At 69.0% G+C, this 18,850-nt stretch carries 18 protein-coding genes; 12 read left to right on the top strand and 6 right to left on the bottom strand.

What is annotated here, in order from left to right; translation table 11 throughout:
- Positions 1 to 290 precede the first annotated feature (290 nt).
- Positions 291 to 881: a TetR/AcrR family transcriptional regulator gene (locus tag ACMCNK_RS08990; RefSeq protein WP_412735939.1), complete on the bottom strand. Its 591-nt coding sequence runs from the start codon at positions 879 to 881 to the stop codon at positions 291 to 293.
- A 123-nt stretch (positions 882 to 1,004) separates the two neighbouring features.
- Here ACMCNK_RS08990 and ACMCNK_RS08985 point away from each other — a divergent pair, with 123 nt between their 5' ends.
- The 12 genes from ACMCNK_RS08985 (at position 1,005) to ACMCNK_RS08930 (ending at position 13,857) form a co-directional block, all read left to right on the top strand.
- Entirely contained in the window at positions 1,005 to 1,466 is a 462-nt protein-coding gene (locus ACMCNK_RS08985; protein WP_412735938.1) for a tautomerase family protein, read from the top strand.
- Entirely contained in the window at positions 1,463 to 1,840 is a 378-nt protein-coding gene (locus ACMCNK_RS08980) for a cupin domain-containing protein (protein WP_412735937.1), read from the top strand. Before ACMCNK_RS08985 ends, ACMCNK_RS08980 begins: the two co-directional genes overlap by 4 nt.
- A 383-nt stretch (positions 1,841 to 2,223) precedes the next feature.
- Positions 2,224 to 3,162 (top strand): LysR family transcriptional regulator, encoded by a 939-nt coding sequence (locus ACMCNK_RS08975; RefSeq protein ID WP_412735936.1) that lies wholly within the window; start codon positions 2,224 to 2,226, stop codon positions 3,160 to 3,162.
- A gap of 159 nt (positions 3,163 to 3,321) precedes the next feature.
- Complete coding sequence (locus ACMCNK_RS08970; RefSeq protein ID WP_412735935.1) at positions 3,322 to 4,482, top strand: CaiB/BaiF CoA transferase family protein; 1,161 nt, start codon at positions 3,322 to 3,324, stop codon at positions 4,480 to 4,482.
- Positions 4,483 to 4,515: 33 nt separating this feature from the next.
- Entirely contained in the window at positions 4,516 to 5,283 is a 768-nt protein-coding gene (locus ACMCNK_RS08965) for a crotonase/enoyl-CoA hydratase family protein (protein ID WP_412735934.1), read from the top strand.
- 1 nt (position 5,284) lies between these two features.
- Positions 5,285 to 6,028, top strand: a complete 744-nt coding sequence (locus ACMCNK_RS08960; protein WP_412735933.1) for an acetoacetate decarboxylase — start codon at positions 5,285 to 5,287, stop codon at positions 6,026 to 6,028.
- The gene (locus ACMCNK_RS08955) at positions 6,028 to 6,966 is read left to right on the top strand and encodes a 3-hydroxyacyl-CoA dehydrogenase NAD-binding domain-containing protein (protein WP_412740787.1); all 939 of its coding nucleotides are present in this window, start codon (positions 6,028 to 6,030) and stop codon (positions 6,964 to 6,966) included. Before ACMCNK_RS08960 ends, ACMCNK_RS08955 begins: the two co-directional genes overlap by 1 nt.
- Before the next feature lies 1 nt (position 6,967).
- On the top strand, positions 6,968 to 8,170 hold the full coding sequence (locus ACMCNK_RS08950; protein ID WP_412735932.1) for an acyl-CoA dehydrogenase family protein: 1,203 nt from the start codon (positions 6,968 to 6,970) through the stop codon (positions 8,168 to 8,170).
- Positions 8,171 to 8,427: 257 nt separating this feature from the next.
- A complete protein-coding gene (locus tag ACMCNK_RS08945) occupies positions 8,428 to 9,252 on the top strand; it encodes an alpha/beta fold hydrolase (protein WP_412735931.1) in 825 nt (274 codons plus the stop codon).
- Positions 9,253 to 10,159: 907 nt separating this feature from the next.
- Complete coding sequence (locus ACMCNK_RS08940; RefSeq protein ID WP_412735930.1) at positions 10,160 to 11,272, top strand: hypothetical protein; 1,113 nt, start codon at positions 10,160 to 10,162, stop codon at positions 11,270 to 11,272.
- Entirely contained in the window at positions 11,247 to 12,329 is a 1,083-nt protein-coding gene (locus ACMCNK_RS08935) for an alpha/beta hydrolase (RefSeq protein ID WP_412735929.1), read from the top strand. The genes ACMCNK_RS08940 and ACMCNK_RS08935 overlap by 26 nt, the downstream gene beginning before the upstream one ends.
- Positions 12,330 to 12,546: 217 nt before the next feature.
- On the top strand, positions 12,547 to 13,857 hold the full coding sequence (locus ACMCNK_RS08930) for a histidine-type phosphatase (protein ID WP_412735928.1): 1,311 nt from the start codon (positions 12,547 to 12,549) through the stop codon (positions 13,855 to 13,857).
- Between the two features lie 50 nt (positions 13,858 to 13,907).
- On the opposite strand, the gene ACMCNK_RS08925 is transcribed toward ACMCNK_RS08930, so the two are convergent.
- The 5 genes from ACMCNK_RS08925 to ACMCNK_RS08905 are packed head-to-tail and all read right to left on the bottom strand — an operon-like array spanning position 13,908 to position 18,842.
- Positions 13,908 to 14,708 carry an ABC transporter permease gene (locus ACMCNK_RS08925; RefSeq protein ID WP_412735927.1) on the bottom strand — a complete coding sequence of 267 codons (801 nt, stop codon included), beginning with the start codon at positions 14,706 to 14,708 and terminating at the stop codon, positions 13,908 to 13,910.
- On the bottom strand, positions 14,692 to 15,579 hold the full coding sequence (locus tag ACMCNK_RS08920; protein WP_412740786.1) for a 2-aminoethylphosphonate ABC transporter permease subunit: 888 nt from the start codon (positions 15,577 to 15,579) through the stop codon (positions 14,692 to 14,694). The genes ACMCNK_RS08925 and ACMCNK_RS08920 overlap by 17 nt, the downstream gene beginning before the upstream one ends.
- Positions 15,580 to 15,587: 8 nt before the next feature.
- Positions 15,588 to 16,634 (bottom strand): ABC transporter ATP-binding protein, encoded by a 1,047-nt coding sequence (locus ACMCNK_RS08915; RefSeq protein ID WP_412735926.1) that lies wholly within the window; start codon positions 16,632 to 16,634, stop codon positions 15,588 to 15,590.
- A 9-nt stretch (positions 16,635 to 16,643) separates the two neighbouring features.
- Complete coding sequence (locus tag ACMCNK_RS08910) at positions 16,644 to 17,690, bottom strand: 2-aminoethylphosphonate ABC transporter substrate-binding protein (protein ID WP_412735925.1); 1,047 nt, start codon at positions 17,688 to 17,690, stop codon at positions 16,644 to 16,646.
- 27 nt (positions 17,691 to 17,717) lie between these two features.
- The gene (locus tag ACMCNK_RS08905; RefSeq protein ID WP_412735924.1) at positions 17,718 to 18,842 is read right to left on the bottom strand and encodes a TIGR03364 family FAD-dependent oxidoreductase; all 1,125 of its coding nucleotides are present in this window, start codon (positions 18,840 to 18,842) and stop codon (positions 17,718 to 17,720) included.
- Positions 18,843 to 18,850: the final 8 nt, after the last annotated feature.

Raw genomic sequence — 18,850 nt, 5'->3', positions numbered from 1 at the left:
GGGAAAGGTCCAAGGGTGCCGCTGGTGCGGCAGACGAACTCGTCTTCATGTAGCGGCAGTCATTGACCGGCCTCAAGGCGCTGCAGCTCGGGAAAGATCCTCCGCTCGCTAAGATCGGCCAGATCTCAGATCGCCGGCGCCCTTGGCTGTGATGACCGTGTGCGCATCCGTCGTGTTGAGCGTCAGACTCATTTGATCAAGGGATGACCTGCGGGCTTGCCGTGTGGTGAGGTCGCTGGCGTGGGGTTCAAGTCCCGCTTCCGCAGCAGAAGCCGCACGGCTGTCACCGGTCAGCCGGGCCGCTTCGACCTCGCCTGACGCAGTGCCCCGACGAGAAGCTCGTCGAGCTCGGCACCAACATCGTCCAGCGGGCCGGCGTCGCGGCGTGCGCGGCACATGGCGACCGTGCCCTCGACGGCGGCAACGACGAAGGTGCCGAGCCGGTCGGCCCGCTCCGGGGATACCCCCTCGGCCTTGAGCGCGGCGGCAATCAGCGCGGCCCATTCGGCCAGCGCAGAGTCGGCCGCCTGCAACAGGGTCATGCCCTCGTTCTCGGGATGCTCCTCCAGCGCCACCGCGAGTACGGGACACCCGGCCCGGTAGTCACTGTCGACCACGACTGACCGCCAGATGGCGAGGAAAGCTCGCACCCCCTCGACCGCGCCGGCACGGAACTCCCGTTCGAGCGTCGCGGAGACCTGGCGGGCCGCATAGTGGACGGCCTCCTCCACGAGTTGCTCCTTGCCGCGGGGGAAGTGGTGGTAGATCGAGCCGCGCGGCGTGCTGGTGTGCGCCACGAGATCGCGGAAGCTTGTGGCGCTCAACCCGCGCCGGCGAAGCAGGTCGACGGCGCCGCGCACCATCCGCTCGTGGGTGTCCACGTTTCGCCACCTTCCGCATGGAGCCGAGGTCTCGCCGGTTCGGCGCTCGCCCCTTGATTATGCCGACCGTCATAGCCTACCGTGGCCCGTGTTATGCCAGTCGTCATAGTGAGGATGTGCGCCATGCCGATGATCGAGATCACGGGGCAGTCCGGGGTGCTGTCGGCCGAAGAGCGGGTGGAGCTGCCGAAGCGCCTCGCCGCGATCCTGCTGCGCTGGGAAGGCGCTCCGGACACGGCGAAGTTCCGCGCGTTGTCCTGGGGATACCTGCGTGAGCTGCCCGCCGATGCGGTCAGTGCGGCCAGCGGTGATGGACTGCCGCGATGGCGGATCGACGTCACAGTCCCCGAGGGGGCGCTGTCGCCGCGCCGAACGGAGGGCCTGGTCGACGAGGTCACCCGCGCCGTACTGGAGGCCGCCGGACTAGGTGCCGAGGACGCCCACCGGGTGTGGGTCCTGGTGCACACACAGCCCGACGGCTCGTGGGGTGCCGGCGGCAAGGTCGTCCGTTCCATCGATCTGAGCGACCTGGCGGCCGCCGAACGCGCGGAGCTGGCGGCCAGCGCCTCGGCGGCCCACCGGTGAACGCCCGGGCGATTCCGGCCGATTCGCGTGCGGTGGTCTCCTCGCCGGCCGGCGACGAGACCGGCTGGACCGACTACCCGATCGCAGATGTCGTCGACGGAGAACCGGCTGCGCGAGTTCAGGTCTTGCACACGGTCGACGTCAGTTCCGCGGTCCAGACGCTCGCGCGGATCACCTGCGAGCCATCGACCTTCCGTTACCGCTTCGTCAACGACGAGGCGTTCGTCATCACGCGTGGACGGGTTGCCATCACGGTCGACGGCCGCAGGCACGAAATGCGTACCGGGGATGTGGCCGCGGTACCGGCCGGTCACGACTCGCTGTTCGAGGTGTTCGAGCCGAGCGAGAAGTTCGTGGTCGTCACCAGCCGCTGACGGTCCGGGCTGGACGGGCGTCGGGCGGACGAGCCGCTGACCGTCCTCGCCCTCGCCCACCGCGAACGCAGCTCCATGGCGAAGCCCGTGCCGGTCTGCGCCGGGCGGCTTCCCTGACCGAGGACGTGGGCGAGTCTCGCTGGCCGGCTCATCAATGGGATGACCTGAGCGAATCCTCTGGTGACTGGCGTGCCAGGTTGAACCCGGGGGACTGTGTCGTCGTCTTCGGCGCGGAGGTTCGGTGGTGTCGCCGCGGTTCCACGCGGCGTGCCGAATCGTACCTGCTGTGGGTCGCATGGCACCCGTGTCTGACCGGTCGCCGCCGATCTCGAACTGGAGGAGAGGCCTAACTGCCTGTGGGGTCCCACGCGACCGGACCGAGGGTGGGCGAAACACAGGCTAGGTTTGAGAGCGTGGAGATGCTGCATTTACGGTACTTCGTTGCGGTCGCCGAGGAGCTGAACTTCTCCGCTGCGGCACGCCGCTTGCACATGGCGGCCTCGCCGTTGAGCCAACGGATCCGGGATCTCGAGAACGAGCTGGGCCAGCGGCTGTTCGACCGCGACACGCACCACGTCACACTCACGCCGGCCGGTGCGGCGTTGCTCCCGATTGCGAGCAACATCCTGCAGCAGGTCAACTCCATCCCGTGGCAGCTACGCAAGGCCAACCGTTCGCAGCGCTGCACCGTTTCGATCGGCATGCCCGCCGGGGTTCATCTCGACCTTCGGACGCGGGTCAGCATGCTCGCCGAGCGGATCCATGAGTCGTTCGAACTCCGGCGCTGGCCAGGCACCACACCCAGCCTGGTCACCGCCGTGCTGGAGGGCAAGCTCGCGCTGACCTTGGCCCGCCTGCCGGTGAACGACCCGATGCTGGACTGTCTGCCCGTGATGTCCGAGCAGCTCGGCGCTCTGGTGCCGGCTGATCGGTTCGCCGGACGAGACGCCGTGGCGTTGGCCGACCTGACGGACCTCGCCTGCGTCGCCCTGCCGTCCGAACTCACCCCCGCCTATTTCGACCAGCTCGACCGGGAACTGTCCGACCATGGAATCAAGAAACGCATCAAGCTGACCGACACCGGCTACGCCGGAATAGCCGAGGTCATTTCCAGCGGGACAAGTTTCTCCGTCTCCATGCTGGACGCGAAGAGCCCGATGCACGGGTATCAGCTGGAGAACACGATGCTGCTGCCGTTCGCGGACTTCCGGCCCCGGTTGGATACCGGGCTGTTCTGGCTACGCGACCGTGCCTCCGGTGGCGACCTCGACCAGCTCATTGATGCCGCCCGCGAGGTGTTCGCCGATCCCCTCAGCTGCTGACGGCAGCGAGCGCCGCTGTCCGAACAGGACCGCGATGGCGCGCGAGCATGGTGTGACCGCCGTGGTCACACCCTTGTTCGCAACACGGTGATTCCCCTGCCATTCGTCCGCCCTTAGCGTCGATCCAGAACGAGAAGAGATCGGCGAAAGGACGAAACAATGGGCGAAACGATGGGTGCCACCGGCCCGCTGGACGGAATTCGAGTGATCGACCTTTCCACCGTGGTGATGGGCCCGTACGCGGCCCAGATTCTCGGGGATCTGGGCGCCGACGTGATCAAGATCGAGTCTCCTGTCGACGCCGTGCGGACGGGTGAATACCGCACCACGCCGGGCATGACCCCGCTGAACCTCAACGTCAACCGCAACAAGCGCAGCGTCGCCCTCAACTTGAAGGACGAGACCGGGCGTGCACAGGCACTCGCCCTGATCAGCACCGCAGACGTGCTGATCACGAACATGCGGCCGGGCGCGCTTGATCGGCTGGGCCTGAACTACGACGACGTCGCCGAGCGCAACCGCCGCCTGGTCTACGCACACGCCCAGGGCTACCGCAGCGACTCGGCCCGCGCCGGCAACGCCGCGTACGACGAGACCGTGCAGGCGGCGTCTGGGCTGGTCGACATCGCCGACCGGGCCATGGGTACGCCGGTCTACCTGCCCACCATTCTCGCCGACAAGGTGTCCGCCCTGGTCATCGTCTACAGCGTGCTCGCCGCTCTGGTGCATCGCGACCGGACGGGCCTGGGCCAGCAGATCGAGATCCCGATGACCGACACGCTGCTGGCGTTCAACCTGGTCGAGCACCTCGCCGGACATGTGTACGAGCCCGCGCACGGCACCACCGGCTTCCCGCTGTCGATGTCGAAGGGTCATCGGGCGGTGCGCACCAAGGACGGTCTCGCCTGTGTGATCCCGTACAACCCGCGCAACTTCCGCGACATGTTCGCCGCCGCCGGGCGGCCCGACCTGGTCGAGGACCCCCGCGTCAACGCCGAGACCATCGATGGTGCCGACATCGACGCGCTGTTCGAGCTGACCGCCGAGTGTGCTGCCGCGCTGACCACCGCCGAGTGGGCGGATGTGTGCACCAAGCACAGCATCCCCATGGCGCCTGTCTTGCAGCTGGACCGCGTCCACGAGGACGAATACGTGCGCGAGGGCCACCTGTTGGACACCGTCGAGCATCCGACCGAGGGCCGGATCCGCACGGTCGGCATCCCGATGAGGTTCTCCGCCACGCCCGGCTCGATCCGCCGCTTGGCACCGGTCCCGGGCCAACACACCGAGGAAGTTCTTGCCGACCTGGCAATCATCTGAGCCCACGCAATCGCAATACCGAGAAGGAGCTCCATGGGCACCACCGACGTGAACACCGAACGTATCGGCTCCACTCTATTGATCACGATCGACCGTCCACAGGGACGCAACGCCGTCAACGCGGCGGTCGCCGCGGGCCTGGCAGCCGCCCTCGATGAGCTGGAGGGCGATCCCGCGCTGCGGGCCGGGGTGCTGACCGGTACGGGGGGCACCTTCAGCGCCGGCATGGACCTCAAGGCCGCCCTCCAGGGGGAGTCACCCGAGGTCGCCGGCCGCGGGTTCGGCGGGCTCGTCGAGGCCGACCTGACGAAACCGCTCATCGCCGCGGTCGAGGGCTGGGCCATGGGCGGCGGATTCGAACTTGCACTGGGCTGCGACCTCATCGTCGCGGCCGAGGACGCGAAGTTCGGTCTGCCCGAGGTCAAACGCGGGCTCGTCGCCGCGGGCGGTGGCGTCATCCGGCTGCCCCAGCGCATCCCCTACCACCTGGCAATGGAGTTGCTGCTCACCGGCGAGCCCGTCACCGCTCGCCGCGCCGAAGCGCTGGGCCTGGTCAACCGCATCACGCCGAGCGGCGAGGCCCTGGCGATCGCGCTGCGGCTCGCCGAGCAGATCGCGCTGAACGCCCCACTCGCGCTGGCCGCCGTGAAGCGGATCGCGCGCAATGCTGTCGGGCTGCCCGAGGCCGAGGCGTTCACCCTGCAGCGTACGGAACTGAGCCGGCTGACGGCCTCGGCCGACGTCCGTGAGGGCATGACCGCCTTCGCCGAGCGTCGCGCCCCACAGTGGATCGGGCGGTGACATGAGGATCGACGACGTACGGCGCCACGTGACCGCGCCGTTGACCAGCCCCGCGTTCCCCCCGATGGTCCCTCGGTTCACCGACCGCGAGTACCTCAACATCGTGTACCGCACCGACGTCGATGCACTGCGCGCGGTTGTCCCCGAGCCGCTGCGCATCGACGAGCCGCTGGTCCGGTTCGAGGTGATGAGGATGGGCGACGTCAGCGGATACGGCCCCTACACCGAGGCGGGCCAGGCGATCCCGGTCAGCTTCGACGGCGAGCAGGGCGAATACCTGCACGCGATGTACCTCGACAACTCCCAGGCGATCGCGTCCGGGCGCGAGGTCAGCGCCTATCCCAAGACCGTCGGGGCGCCCAGGCTGTACGCCGAGGGCGGTGCGCTGATCGGCACCCTGGACTACGGCACGTTGCGGGTCGCCACCGCGACCATGGGGTACCAGCACCACGAGTTGGACAGGCGCGCGGCTGAGGCGCAGATCACCGTGCCGACGTACATGGTGAAGATCATTCCGGGGTACGACGGCACTCCACGAGTGCAGGAACTCGTCCGCACGGAGATCACCGAGGTCGTGGTCAAGGAGGCATACACCGGTCCGGCCCGGTTGCAGTTGTTCCACCACGTGCTGGCGCCGGTGGCCGACCTTCCCGTACTGGAGGTCGTGTCCGCCAGTCACATCCGCACCGACCTGACGCTCGCCCCGGTCAAGCCGGTTTTCGACTACCTGAAGGAGGGATCGTGATGAACCGGGAGTTCACCACCGTCGCGGTCGTCGGCGCCGGCACCATCGGGCTGTCCTGGACAGCGCTGTTCGCCGCCCACGGGCTCAACGTCCGGGTGAGTGACCCTCGCCCCGATGTCGCCGAGGCCGTCTCGGCCACGCTGACGGAGCTCGCCCCGCACCTGGCGGCGCAGGGACTGGACGTCGACCGGATCGCCGAGCGGGTGCACGTCGCGGCCGACGTGACGGAAGCGGTACGGGACGCGGATGTCGTACAGGAGAGCGGACCGGAGCGGATCGAGTTCAAGAAGGACCTGTTCGCCACCCTGATCCGGCAGGCCCCGCAGCACGCGCTGCTGCTGAGCTCCTCCTCGGCGATCCCGGCGACCGCGTTCACCGGGGAGATCGACGACGCCGGCCGGATCCTCATCGGCCACCCGTTCAACCCCCCTCACCTCATTCCGCTGGTGGAGGTGGTGCCGGGTGAACGCACCAGCCCGGATGTCGTCGAGGCGACGGTGGCCTTCTACACCCGTGTGGGCCGCGTCCCGGTCGTCGAACGTAAGGAGATCCCCGGCTTCGTCGGCAACCGGTTGCAGACTGCGCTCAGCCGCGAGGCGATCTACCTCGTCGAGCAGGGCGTGGTGACCCCGGCGGAGCTCGACCAGGTGATGACGAACTCACTCGGCATCCGTTGGGCGACGGTCGGGCCGTTCCTCGGCGCGCATCTGGGCGGTGGCCCCGGCGGCTACCGACACCTGGCCGAACACATCGGCCGGTCGATGAACCAGATGTCACTCGGCCAGCCGTCACAGCGCCCCGAGGCGCAACAACGGTTGATCGAAGCGGTCGAAGCCGCGTACGGCGACGCCTCCTACGCCGATCTCGCCGCGACCCGCGATCGCCGACAACTCGCCGTGCTGTCCGCGCTGGACAGCGATCACACGAAGGAGAACTGAGATGACCGATGTCATGGCGCCGCTGGACGGTCAGTTGACCGCGGACCTCTTCAACTACGAGTCGCTGCTGCCCGACGCGGAACGCAAGATACTGCTGCGGGCCCGCGCCCTCATGCGTACCGAGATCAAACCGTTGGTCAACGAATACTGGGCCAGGGGTGAGTTCCCGAAGGAGCTGATCGGGATGTTTCGCGCGAGTGGCCTGGCGGGGCTGCCCTACGAGGGCTACGGCGAGCATCGGCCTGCGGTCAGCAACCTGCTCAGCGGCATGCTGGCGATGGAGCTGACCCGCACCGACGCCTCTGTTTCCACATTCTTCGGCGTCCACAACGGCCTGGCCATGTACTCGATCTACTCGGGCGGAAGCCAGGAGCAGCGCGACCGGTGGCTTCCCGAGATGGCGGCCATGGACAAGATCGGTGCGTTCGCGATGACCGAACCACTCGGCGGCTCGGACGTGGCGGGCGGGATGCGGACCACCGCGAAGCGTGACGGCGCCACCTGGATCCTCAACGGCACCAAGAAGTGGATCGGCAACGCGACCTTCGCCGACTACGTCGTGGTGTGGGCCAGGGACGTCGACGACAACACCATCAAAGGGTTCGTGGTCACCAAAGGCATGCCCGGGTTCACCGCGGTGAAAATCGAGCACAAGCTCGCGTTCCGCATCGTCGAGAACGCCGAGATCACCCTGACCGACGTCCGGGTACCCGAGGCCGACCGCCTGCAGAACGTCGACTCGTTCCGCGACGTCGCGAAGATCCTGCGCGCCACCCGAGGTGGAGTCGCCTGGCAGGCGCTCGGCGTGATGATCGGCGCCTACGAACTTGCGCTCGACTATGCGCGGCAGCGCCAGCAGTTCGGCCGTCCGATCGCCGGCTTCCAACTGGTGCAGGATCTGCTCGTGAAGAGTCTGGGCAACATCACCGCCTCGTGGGGCATGCTGGTTCAGCTCGCCCGGCTGCAGGACGCGAAGATCTTCCGGGACGAGCACTCGTCGCTGGCCAAGGCGTTCGTCACCGCGCGGATGCGCGAGGTCGTCTCCTGGAGCCGGGAGATCTTCGGGGGCAACGGTATCCTCCTGGAATACGACGTGGCGCGGTTCTTCGCCGATGCCGAGGCAATCTACTCATTCGAGGGCACCCGCGAGATGAACACCCTGATCGTTGGCAAGTCCATCACCGGTCAGAGCGCCTTCGTGTGAACGGTCCGGGGATCGGCCGCGGAGCTGGATCCTGATCGGTCGTTTCAGGAGGCTGCCCTGTCCAGTCGCCCGGTGCGGTACCGGGCGGCTGGACAGCGGTGGTTCGAGCGATCGCGGGGGAGGGGGCGATGCGGCGCGTGGTTGCGGGATGCGCCGAAAGTTCACCACTGCGGCAGTTGGTGGATGTACGCCCGAAAGCTGAGATGTGGATACGCTGCGGTGTGTGTGACGTTACGCCCTGATCACGGAGGCGACCCATGAACACGATCACCACACCCGACGGCACGGAGATCTTTTTCAAGGATTGGGGCTCGGGCCAGCCGATCGTCTTCAGCCACGGCTGGCCACTGTCGGCCGACGACTGGGACACCCAGATGTTGTACTTCCTGCGGCACGGCTACCGCGTCATCGCCCACGACCGGCGCGGGCACGGTCGATCCGCACAGACCGGCACCGGCCACGACATGGACCACTACGCCGACGACCTGGCCGCCCTCACCGCGCATCTCGATCTCCGGGACGCCATCCACGTCGGCCACTCAACCGGCGGCGGCGAGGTGGTGCGCTACCTCGCCCGGCACGACGAGGCTCGGGTGGCGAAAGCGGCACTCATCAGTGCGGTGCCGCCGCTGATGGTGCAGACCGAAGCCAACCCCGGCGGCCAGCCGAAGAAGGTGTTCGACGACCTCCAGGCCCAGCTGGCGGCGAACCGGTCGGAGTTCTACCGGGCGCTCGCGTCGGGCCCCTTCTACGGTTTCAACCGTCCCGGCGTGCAGTCCTCGGATGCGATCATCGAGAACTGGTGGCGGCAGGGCATGATGGGCGGGGCAAAGGCGCACTACGACGGCATTGTCGCGTTCTCGCAGACGGACTTCACCGAGGACCTGAAGCAGATCACCGTTCCCGTGCTGGTGATGCACGGCGACGACGACCAGATCGTTCCGTACGCCGACTCCGCGCCACTGTCCGCCCCGCTCCTGCGCAACGGGATGCTGAAGACCTACCCTGGATTCCCGCACGGAATGCCCACCACCCAGGCCGAGACGATCAACGCCGACCTGCTGGCCTTCCTGCGGAGCTGACAACGGCTCGCCGGCCCGGACCGGCTCTTCGATCGTTCGGCCCGGCACCGGGCACGGAGCAGGGTCGTGGCGTTTGAGGTGCCGCATTCGGTGCAGTTCATCGGTGTGAGGTCGCTGACTGCCCAGTTCGTGTGTCCCGCGACTTTCCAGCCAGGGCCTGTGAGACCGAGTAGTAGGAGGCGCGTACGCGCGGCGGGATGCCCGGCGCTCGTTGCCGCCCGTCCGGTCGAAAACCCGGGCACCGGCGACCGCGATAGCGTGCAGAGCGGCGTCCACACGAGACCGAACGCCCGCGGCGGCTGCCGTGACGGCTTCTCGAGGTCCTCGTGCCGGTCCGCAAGCAGTGCAGGGAGGCGCCTTTTCGGAGTGCGTGCGGGCACGGTCGACCACTGCAGGTCCAGCCGCATCGACCGAGGTGGCCGCGGCCAGATACAGCAGTTCGGGCCGTTCAACACCACATACCGGCGGGTCGCCTCGAAGGCCATGTATGCCGCAATTCCCTGTTAAGTGACCTTTCGGACGAAAACCCTGTCAGGGCCTCAGTAGTGCAGCGCCGCGTACGTCACGGAGCACACAGCGGTCATCGGCTCTGCAAGTTCAGGCGGTCGGCCGGCGGCCGAGACGACGGCGTCGCGCACAGATCATCGGCCACACAGGAGGATTTGTGCAGGTTGCGAGAGCCCCGGCAGCCTGCGCGGCATGCATCGGCGGCGATCACCGCCGAGAGAAGGGCACGTTGCGAGCCGTCAGCTACTCTTGTCCCGGCCGCACGCCCCGCGGTCGAAGAGCTGAGGAGCCCAGAACAGCTGGCTCAGGTCCCGTCGGGCGTTCACGAGTCTGCCCCGGGAGTCAGCGGGCACCTGACGCCACCGAGGTAGCTCGGCGCGGACAGAGGAGTAGGTCCACCATGCCGTTGACCAGCCTGCCGCTGATCGTGCTGGCCTTTCTCGCTACAGCGATCGTCGTGGCGGGCACCGTGTGGGTGTGGGGTCGGTCGTGGCGGCTACGGTTCCTGCTCCGCACGGCCGGTGTGCTGCTCATCGAGGCTCTGCTGCTGATATCGGTCGGCCTGGTCGTCAACCGCGAGGAGGACTTCTATCCGACATGGGACGCCCTGGTCGCCTCCGACTCCGGCGGCTCAGCGGCTCCGGTCTATCACGCGGTCGCCGGTAGCCTCGATCAGCAGTTGGCCACGCTGGCAGACGCCCGGAGTGGCCAGCCGCAGGCCTTGCCGTGGAAGCCCGAGGGCTGGACCGGCTGGCGGTTGGCCGCCGCGCCCACCCTGGTCGTCCCGGCCGGATACCTGAGGCACCCGCAGTGGCGGTACTCGGTGGTCCTGGTGGTCGCCAATGCCGCACCCAGCTGGCCGGCGGTCGGGCAGGACACGACCGCGCTGCGTGTCGCGGCCGGCGCGAGCAGCGACGTGGTGGTCTACGTGACCACTACCCCCGGCACGACGGCGCAGACGCTGACGACGTCTCTGCCCGAGCGGCTGGACCACGATCTGCGGGTCACCGGCCACCGGTGGGCGGTCGTCACCGCGTCGGCTGATGCGCCTCTGGTGCGGCAAGCCGTGGTGGCCGCGGCCGCGCAGTACCCGGCGGTGGCGACCGTGTACGGCGACCAGCCCTCACCATCCGCGACCAAGAAGGCATCCTCGCCTGGCGGCAGGAAGCCACCGTCGCGGCCCACGGCCAAGTCGAGGCCGGCGCGGGCGAGGACCACGTCGACGGACGTGACCGTCGGAACCGCAGCCGCCGCCACGGTTGGCGGACGCGTGGGCGACAAAGACGTGCCGGCAGGCATCGCGACCTTCGTGAGCCGCTCGGGCTCCGTCCCGGTCGCCCTGGCCACCGCCGTAACCTGGGCCGGCGGTCAGACTCCGCCACCACTGGCAGCGTCGTCACCACCGGTCAGATTCCTCCCGGTCACGCCCCCACGGTCGCGCGCATCATCCGGGCCCTCGGCCGCCCCGACCGGAAAGGACCAGGGGCATGGCTCCGGACAGCGCCGGCACTGAACTGGTCACGGCCGTCGCCGCCATTCTGGCGGCGGCCGCGCTCGCCCTCTTCTGGAACCGTTCCCAGGGGTGGCGCCGTGTCGTCCTGCGCGGTGCCAGCGTCCTCGCCTGCGTGGTCACCTCGGTGGCGTTCGCGGGCTCCTGGGTCAATCATGAGGTCGACTTTTGGCCGAGCTGGACGTCTGAGCACGATACCGTGCCGGACGCCAAGTCCGCCGCACCGGCCACCGGCCCGATCTCCGCCGGTCCGGTCACCTCGACCGTCCGCGGGAGCGGACGCGTCGTCAGCGTCACCGTCGCCGGGCCGGCCAGCAAACTGGCCATGCCGATGTGGGTCTATCTCCCCGTCGGTTACGACCCGGCCGGATCGCTGCGGTACCCGGTGATCGAAGCTCTGCACGGTTATCCCGGCGTGTCCGCCCAGTGGCTACATGCCCTGAACGCCCCGAAGATCCTCGACCGGGAGATCGCCGCCGGGCGCATGGCGCCCACGGTCGTTCTGTTCCCTCAGCAGTCGCCCCGGCCGCTGCGGCTGGACACCGAGTGCACCAACCTCGTCGGCTCCGCGCAAACCGAGACATTCCTGACCCAGGACGTGCCGGAATACGCCCGCAGCCACTTCAAGGTACGTTCCGATCACAGCGGCTGGAGCCTGATCGGCTTCTCGGCTGGCGCCTACTGCGCCACCCAGCTGCTGCTGCGCCATCCGAACCAGTACGCGGCCGCGGCAAGTCTCTCGGGCTACCTGGATCCCGGCATCCATGTGGGCGACGGGTCGGAGCACACCACGTACAACATCCTGTGGCGGCTGCAACACCTGCCGGTCCCCGCGGTCGCCCTCTACCTGTCGGCCGCCCGCGCCGACACCGGCGCGTTCGCCGCCACGGTCGCGATCGCCAAGGCGGCCCACAACCCGCTTGCGCTGACAACCTCGTACATCAACGGCGGTGGGCACAGCACCCAGAGCTGGCGGGCGATGGAGGCGCCCGCCTTCGACTGGCTGTCGACCTGGCTCGGGCAGCCGACCACCGAAGTAGGCTTCGCCAGCCCCCTCTAACTTGACCCTGACCCGTCTGCGTGGCCCCGCCGCATCCTTCCGGCGGCGACACCGGCCCCGACCGCCAAGCCAACCCCCCGAGTACGCCAGACCGGATTTTGATATTGGCTGGTCCCTGGGACGCTCTCATGGCCTGCGATGCGTGGGCGTGGCCGGCGTCGCCGGTAGTCCGGCGGGCGTTCATCTCGTGGCCAGAATCGGCTGCGAGCGTCGCCTCATGAAATCCACCCTGGCAGTGGCGGCTACCGCCCTGGCCGCCGTGCTGGCCGGCGCCCCCGCGTTCGCGTGTGCCGAAGCCCACAACTACACCACCAAAACGCCGTACGCGCCGCAGCAGAGTCCGCGGCAGTACGAGCCGGCCCCGCGCGGCTTCGCGCCGATCTTCACGGAGAACGTGGCCCGGCACGGGTCGCGGGCGATGAGCGACAGCAAAGACGGCGACGCCGTGCTGGCCGCGCTCGCCACCGGACAGGCGCGCCACGCGCTGACCGAACTCGGCGCCGAGCTTGGCCCGCAGGTACAGGCCCTACTCGCCGGCGCGCAGACCATCGGGTACGGCAATCTGTCCGGCCGAGGCCGGCGGGAACAGGCGCAGACCGCGCAGCGGCTCGAACGGCGCCTCCCGTCGCTGTTCGACACGATCGTCGCCCAGCAGGAGCCGATCGAGGTACTCACCTCGGGCGTCACCCGGGCAACCGACAGCGCGAACGCCTTCACCGGCGGGCTGACCGCGGGCGATCCGGCGCTGGCGTCGCTGATCCAGGCGCCGGTGACCAACAAGGACCTGCTCTACTTCCACAAGCAGCCGCAGAACGCCGCCTACCAGCAGTATGTGGCGAGCGACCCGGACCTGCACGCCGTACTCGCGCGTATCGACGGCCTGCCGCAGACCTCCTCGGCCGCCGCCCGGGTCGTGTCGCGGATCTTTGCGCCGCCCTATGTGGCGGCGATGTCCGACGGCGACCGGATCGCGTTCGCCCGCTCACTGTTCGAATTGTCCAGCGCCGCGCCCGGCCTGGCCGTCGAGGCGGCCGGCGTGGACCTGGATCCGTTCATGTCGGACGCCGATGCGCAGTGGTTCGCCTACCTGGACGATGCCGAGGAGTTCTACGAGAAGGGCCCGGCGTTCGCGGGACGGAGCATCACCTATGACATGGCCTCGGTCCTGCTGAATGATCTTTTCGCGCAGGTCGACAACAAGATCAACAACAGGATTGCGTACGGGGCGGTGCTGCGCTTCACGCATGCGGAGGAGGTCATCCCGCTCGCGGTGCTGCTCGGACTCCCCGGTAGCACGACCCCGGCCGTCACCACGTACCGCTACGCGAACAACCCGTGGCGGGGCGCGTCGGTAGCGCCGATGGGCGCCAACATCCAGTGGGACGTGTACGCCGGGCACGGCCGGCATCTCGTACGCATGCTCTACAACGAGCGGGAGACCGCATTCAAGTCCGGTTGCCGCCCGATCAAGCCGCGCAGCTACTTCTACGACTTCGACGAACTGCGTCGCTGCTACGCCATCGCCTGACCGATCCGAGGCTGGGGGGCGTCGACGTTCGGCGCCTCCTTCGCGCGCCCTTACCTGCCCCGCCGGTGACCCGTCCGGACCCGGCCGATCGCGAGCAGCAGCAGGCCGGTCGTGGCGAGCAGCACGAGAGTGTGAGCGCTGGCACCGAACACGTCGCCCCGGTCGGACAGCCCGAAGATGGTCACCGGCAACGTGCGCCAGCTCGACGGATAGACCATGATCGTCGCACCGAGCTCGCCCATGCACAGCGCCACGGCCAGCGCTGCAGCCGCGGTGATCGACGGCAGCAGCAGCGGGAGTGTCACGCGCGTCAGGACGCGAGCCGGCCGGGCTCCCAGGCTCGCGGCGACGTCGAGCAGCCGTCGGTCCAGCCGCTGTAACGCCGCCGACACGGTGCTGTGGGCGAACGCGAGCACGAGCACCGCCTGTGCGGCGATGACAATCCACTTCGTACCGTTGAGCAGGATCGGCCGCCGGCTGAACGCGACGAGGACGCCGAAGCCGACGACCACACTCGGGACCGCCAGCGGCAGGTGGAAGAACGCATCGCTGACGGCACGCAACCGGCGCGGCAGGCGTACGGTCGCGAGCGCCGCCCAGGCGCCGACGGCCACCGCGACCAGGCCGGCGATCAGCGCCGTCTGGATGCTGGTGGACAGGCTCGCCAGGCTGTCGGCGCTGAGTGCCTCGCGCAGGTGTGCCGTGGTCAGCGACGACGGCAGCACGTCGTTCCAGGTGCGGGCGAGCGACGCGACCAGCATCACGAGCAGCGGCGCTACGAAGAGCACGAGCACCAGCCCGGCGAACACGGTCACCACGGCGCGCCGTCCCCGGTCAGTCCAGATCAGCACGGCGGCCTCCGATCCGTGCCACGAGCAGGCGGCCGAGCACGTACAACAGGAGTGACAGGGCGACCTGGACGCAGGCCAGCACGGCCGCCGCCGGGTAGTCGAACGCGACGATACCCTTGATGTAGATCAGCACCGGCAGCGTGATTACACCTTTGGCTCCGATGAACAACACGATCCCGAACTCGTTGAGGGTGAGCAGCAGGGCCAGGCTGGCCCCGGCGACGATCGACGGCAGCAGCTCCGGCAACAGCACCCGCCGGACCACCGTCCAGGGTCGGGCGCCAAGGCTGGCCGCGACCCGGAGCTGCTCGACCGGCATCTGCTGGCAGGCGGCATAGACCGGGCGCACCACGAACGGCGTGTAGAAGGTGATCTCGGCGAGGATGACCACCCACCGGGTGTAGATGAACCCGCCGAGCGTTTCGGAGTGGCCCGTCAGGACCTCGACGACGGAGCTGAACACACCCACCCGGCCGTACAGGGCCGCGAACGACAGGGCGATGAAGAAAGAGGGAAAGGCCAGGATCGCCGTGATGAGCCGGGACACCGATGCCGAGCCCGGGAACGCCACGAAGGCGAGCACGATCGCGATGAACGTGCCGAGCACGACGCAGCCGATCGTCGAGCCGACCGCGATGGCGATCGTGTTCGCAAGACCAGTCTGGAACGCCGCCGAGCTCAGCACCTCCTGCCAGGCGACCGCGCCGGCCGGGCGGCCCAGCCGATCGGCGAACGACTGCTGCACGACGGTGCCGAGCGGGTAGAGGAACAGCAGGCCGAGCACCGCACCAGGCCCCAGCACGCTGATCGCGCCGAGCACCGGACGCCGCCGGCTCGCGCCTGCCGTACCCGCGGTGCTCGCGGTCTCCAGCGCAATCGTCACGAGACCTCCCCGGCCGGGACGAGCACCCCGGCGCCCTCGGCCGGAAGGATCGAGATCGGCCGGCCCACCTCGGGCAGGGCATGCACCGAGCCGACATCGACACGCAGCGGGCCCAGACCGTCCAGATCGACCGACAGCCGGTAGTTCGCGCCACGCCACTGTACGGCGGTGAGCCGGGCGCCCCAGCCGTCGCCGACGCCGAGCTCGTGCGGCCGCAGGCAGAGCAGCGGCCGGTCGTCCTGGGCGAAGCCCGCAGTCGAGCACCGCACCGTGAGCGCACCGGCCCGGACCAGGCCGGCGCCGATCACGGTGGCCGGGATGAGGTTGGCGTCGCCGAGGAAGGACGCGGTGAACGGTGACGGCGGCCGTCGGTAGAGCCCGCCGGCCGGTCCGGTGTCGACCATCCGGCCGTCGCGCATGACCACGATGCGTTCGGCCAGGCTCAGCGCCTCGACCTGGTCGTGGGTGACGTAGAGCATGGCGATGTCGGGCAGGTCAATCCGGAGCTGCTGCAGTTCGCCGATCATGTCCTGGCGCAGCTTGGCGTCCAGCGCCGACAGCGGCTCGTCGAGCAGCAGGACGTCCGGGGACACCGCCAGTGCCCGGGCGATGGCGACGCGCTGCTGCTGGCCGCCGGAAAGCTCGGCCGGGTAGCGGCGGGCGTAGGCCGACATGCCGACCATCTTCAGCATGTCGGCGACCCGGGAGGCCGCCTCCGACCGGCGAACACGGCGGGCGCGCAGGCCGAAGGCCACGTTGTCGGCGACGCGCATGTGCGGGAACAGGGCGTATTGCTGGACGACGACGCCGAGACCCCGCTCGTACGGCGGCAGGCCGGTGACGTCCCGGCCGGTCAGATACACCCGGCCGGACGCGAGCGGGATGAACCCGGCCAGCGCCTGAAGAGCGGTCGACTTGCCAGACCCCGACGGTCCGAGCAGCGCGACCGTCTCACCGGCGTCGACGGTGAGGGTGAAGTCGGACAGCGCCCTGGTGCGTCCGTAGTCGACGCAGACCGTGTCGAAGCGGATGGCCGCGGACATCGTCGGGGCTCAGCCCGCGACGGCGGCGTTGTAGGCGGCGATGTCCGCGTCGAGGTCGGCGAGCACCGTGTTCCAGTCCGGGTGGTAGATCTCGACGCCCTCGACGATCTTCCGTACGGCCGCGTAGTGGTCCTCGGTCGGCGCGATGTCGCCGCGGACCGGAATGCCGAAGGCCAGGGCGGACGCCGCCTTCTGGGCATCGGGGGACAGCAGGAACTCCATCAGCTTTCTGCCGTTGTCCGCGTGTGGCGCGTGCGACGTCAGGCCCATGTCGTAGGGCAGGGCGAGCGTCTGCGGGGCCTTGCCGGCCAGGGCCGGGAAGAACACGGTGAAGTTCGATTTGTCGTTGGTGATGGAGGCCAGGTTCATCTGCAGGTCACCGTTGGCGACGATCAGTTCGCCGGACGAGACCTTGGGTTGCAGCTTGCCGGTCGACGACGACGGGCCCACGTTGTTGACCTCCAACCTCTTCAGGTACGCGAGAGCGCCGTCCTTGCCCATGAGGTGCTGCAGCAGGATCAGGACCGCGGTGCCGTCACCGGCCTGGCCGGGCGTCGAGTACTGCAGCTTGCCCCGGTAGGTCGGCGCGAGCAGGTCGTCCCACGTCTTCGGTGGGTTCTTCTGCTTGTTGTTGACGATGAAGCAGGAGTAGTTGTCGACGACCGCGGTCCAGTGTCCGTTGGCCGCCTTGTCCGCCGCGGCGATGGCGGCGGTGTCGATGCCGAGATCGCCCAGCATCCCGTCCCGGTCCGCCTGCTGGATGAAGGGCGGCAGCGTGATCAGTACGTCCGCCTGCGGGTTCGACCGTTCCTTCTCGATGCGGCTGACGACCTCGCTCGAGCCGGCCTCGACATAGTCAACTTTGATGCCGGTGTCCTTGGTGAACGTGTCGAACTGCGGCTTGTACCAGTCGGCGAGGCCGTCGGCGCTGTAGACCGTGACCGCGCCGCTGCTGTTCGCGCCGGTGCTGGTTCCGCTGTCCGTGCCGCCGCAGGCGGTGAGCGAGGCAACCGCGAGGGTCGCGGCGAAGAGTCCGGCGACTGGTCGACGTTTCATGGCATCGTGTCCTCACTGGTGGGAGTGTTAGGTGAGCAGGTCGTCGACGACGTGCTCGGCGAGGCCGAAGCCGGTCGTCATGCCGATGCCGGAGGTCACCGACACGATGCGTACGTCCGGGTTCGGGGTGTGGTTCGGGGCAGCGACGAGGAAGGGCCGGGGCGCTGCGGCGTAGACGCCCCGCCACCGCGCACGGATCCGCAGGGTCTGGGCTCCGAAGATCTGGCGAGCGTGCCGCAGCAGCAAATCGTCACGGTCCTCGGAGCGGAACGGCGGGACCGCGTCCGCGTAGTCGTGGGTGTCGCCGAAGACGATCTCCCCGGTCGGGCGCTGGGTGAACATGAGGTTGAGTCCGGCCTCGACGCTCGCCGGGTCGGCGGTCCGGAGCCGCTCCCGCACGCGGTCCAACGCCGGGCTGACCGCGAACCCGTCGTAGCGCATCAGCGACCAGCCGGTCAGCACGGCGGGATCGACGACAGCGCGCATCGGGTCGTCCAGTTCGAGCATGTGCAGGCTGCACCGCAGCACCGAATGGCCGGCGGCGACGTCTGGGTACAGGCGGTCGACGTCGTGCCCGATCGCGACGACCACCTTGGCGGCCCTGAGGTCGCCCCGGCTGGTGCGCACGACGTCACCCTCGACGCCGAGCACCGAGGTGGACCAGCGGAACTCGACCCCGCGGCCGGCGAGCCACGCCGCGATCGATGCGACCGCCTCCCGTGCGTCGACGCGCAGATCCAGCGGCAGCCAGGCGCCACCGACGACGGCCTCGACCCCCGGCACCCTGTCGCGGACCGCGGCGGCGTCCAGCAGGACGACGTCTTCGCCGCGCTCGGCGTGGAAGTCTTCGAGCACCGTGTACTCGTCCTCGGCACGCGCGACCACCACGGTGCCGGTGTCGCGGAGCCAAAAGCCGGCCTCGTCGGCAAGGCGCAGCCAGTGCTGCCGTGCTGCCATCGCGAAGTTCAGCGCGACGCCGGCTTGCGCGGTCACGCAGCCGTGGCCGAAGTTGCGCACCGACGCGCCGAGGGCCCGCGGACCGCGTTCGACGACGGCGACGCGCGCGCCTCGCGCCGCAGCGTGGACCGCGTGGCCGAGGCCGACCACGCCGGCGCCGACGACGACCATGTCGAAGGGGCGAGGACTTGTCATGACAAGCA

The organism is Krasilnikovia sp. MM14-A1259 (assembly GCF_047159535.1).
Taxonomy (GTDB): Bacteria; Actinomycetota; Actinomycetes; order Mycobacteriales; family Micromonosporaceae; genus Actinoplanes.
Note: the sequence above shows the minus strand (reverse complement) of the source record. Positions and strands in the feature narration are given on the sequence as shown.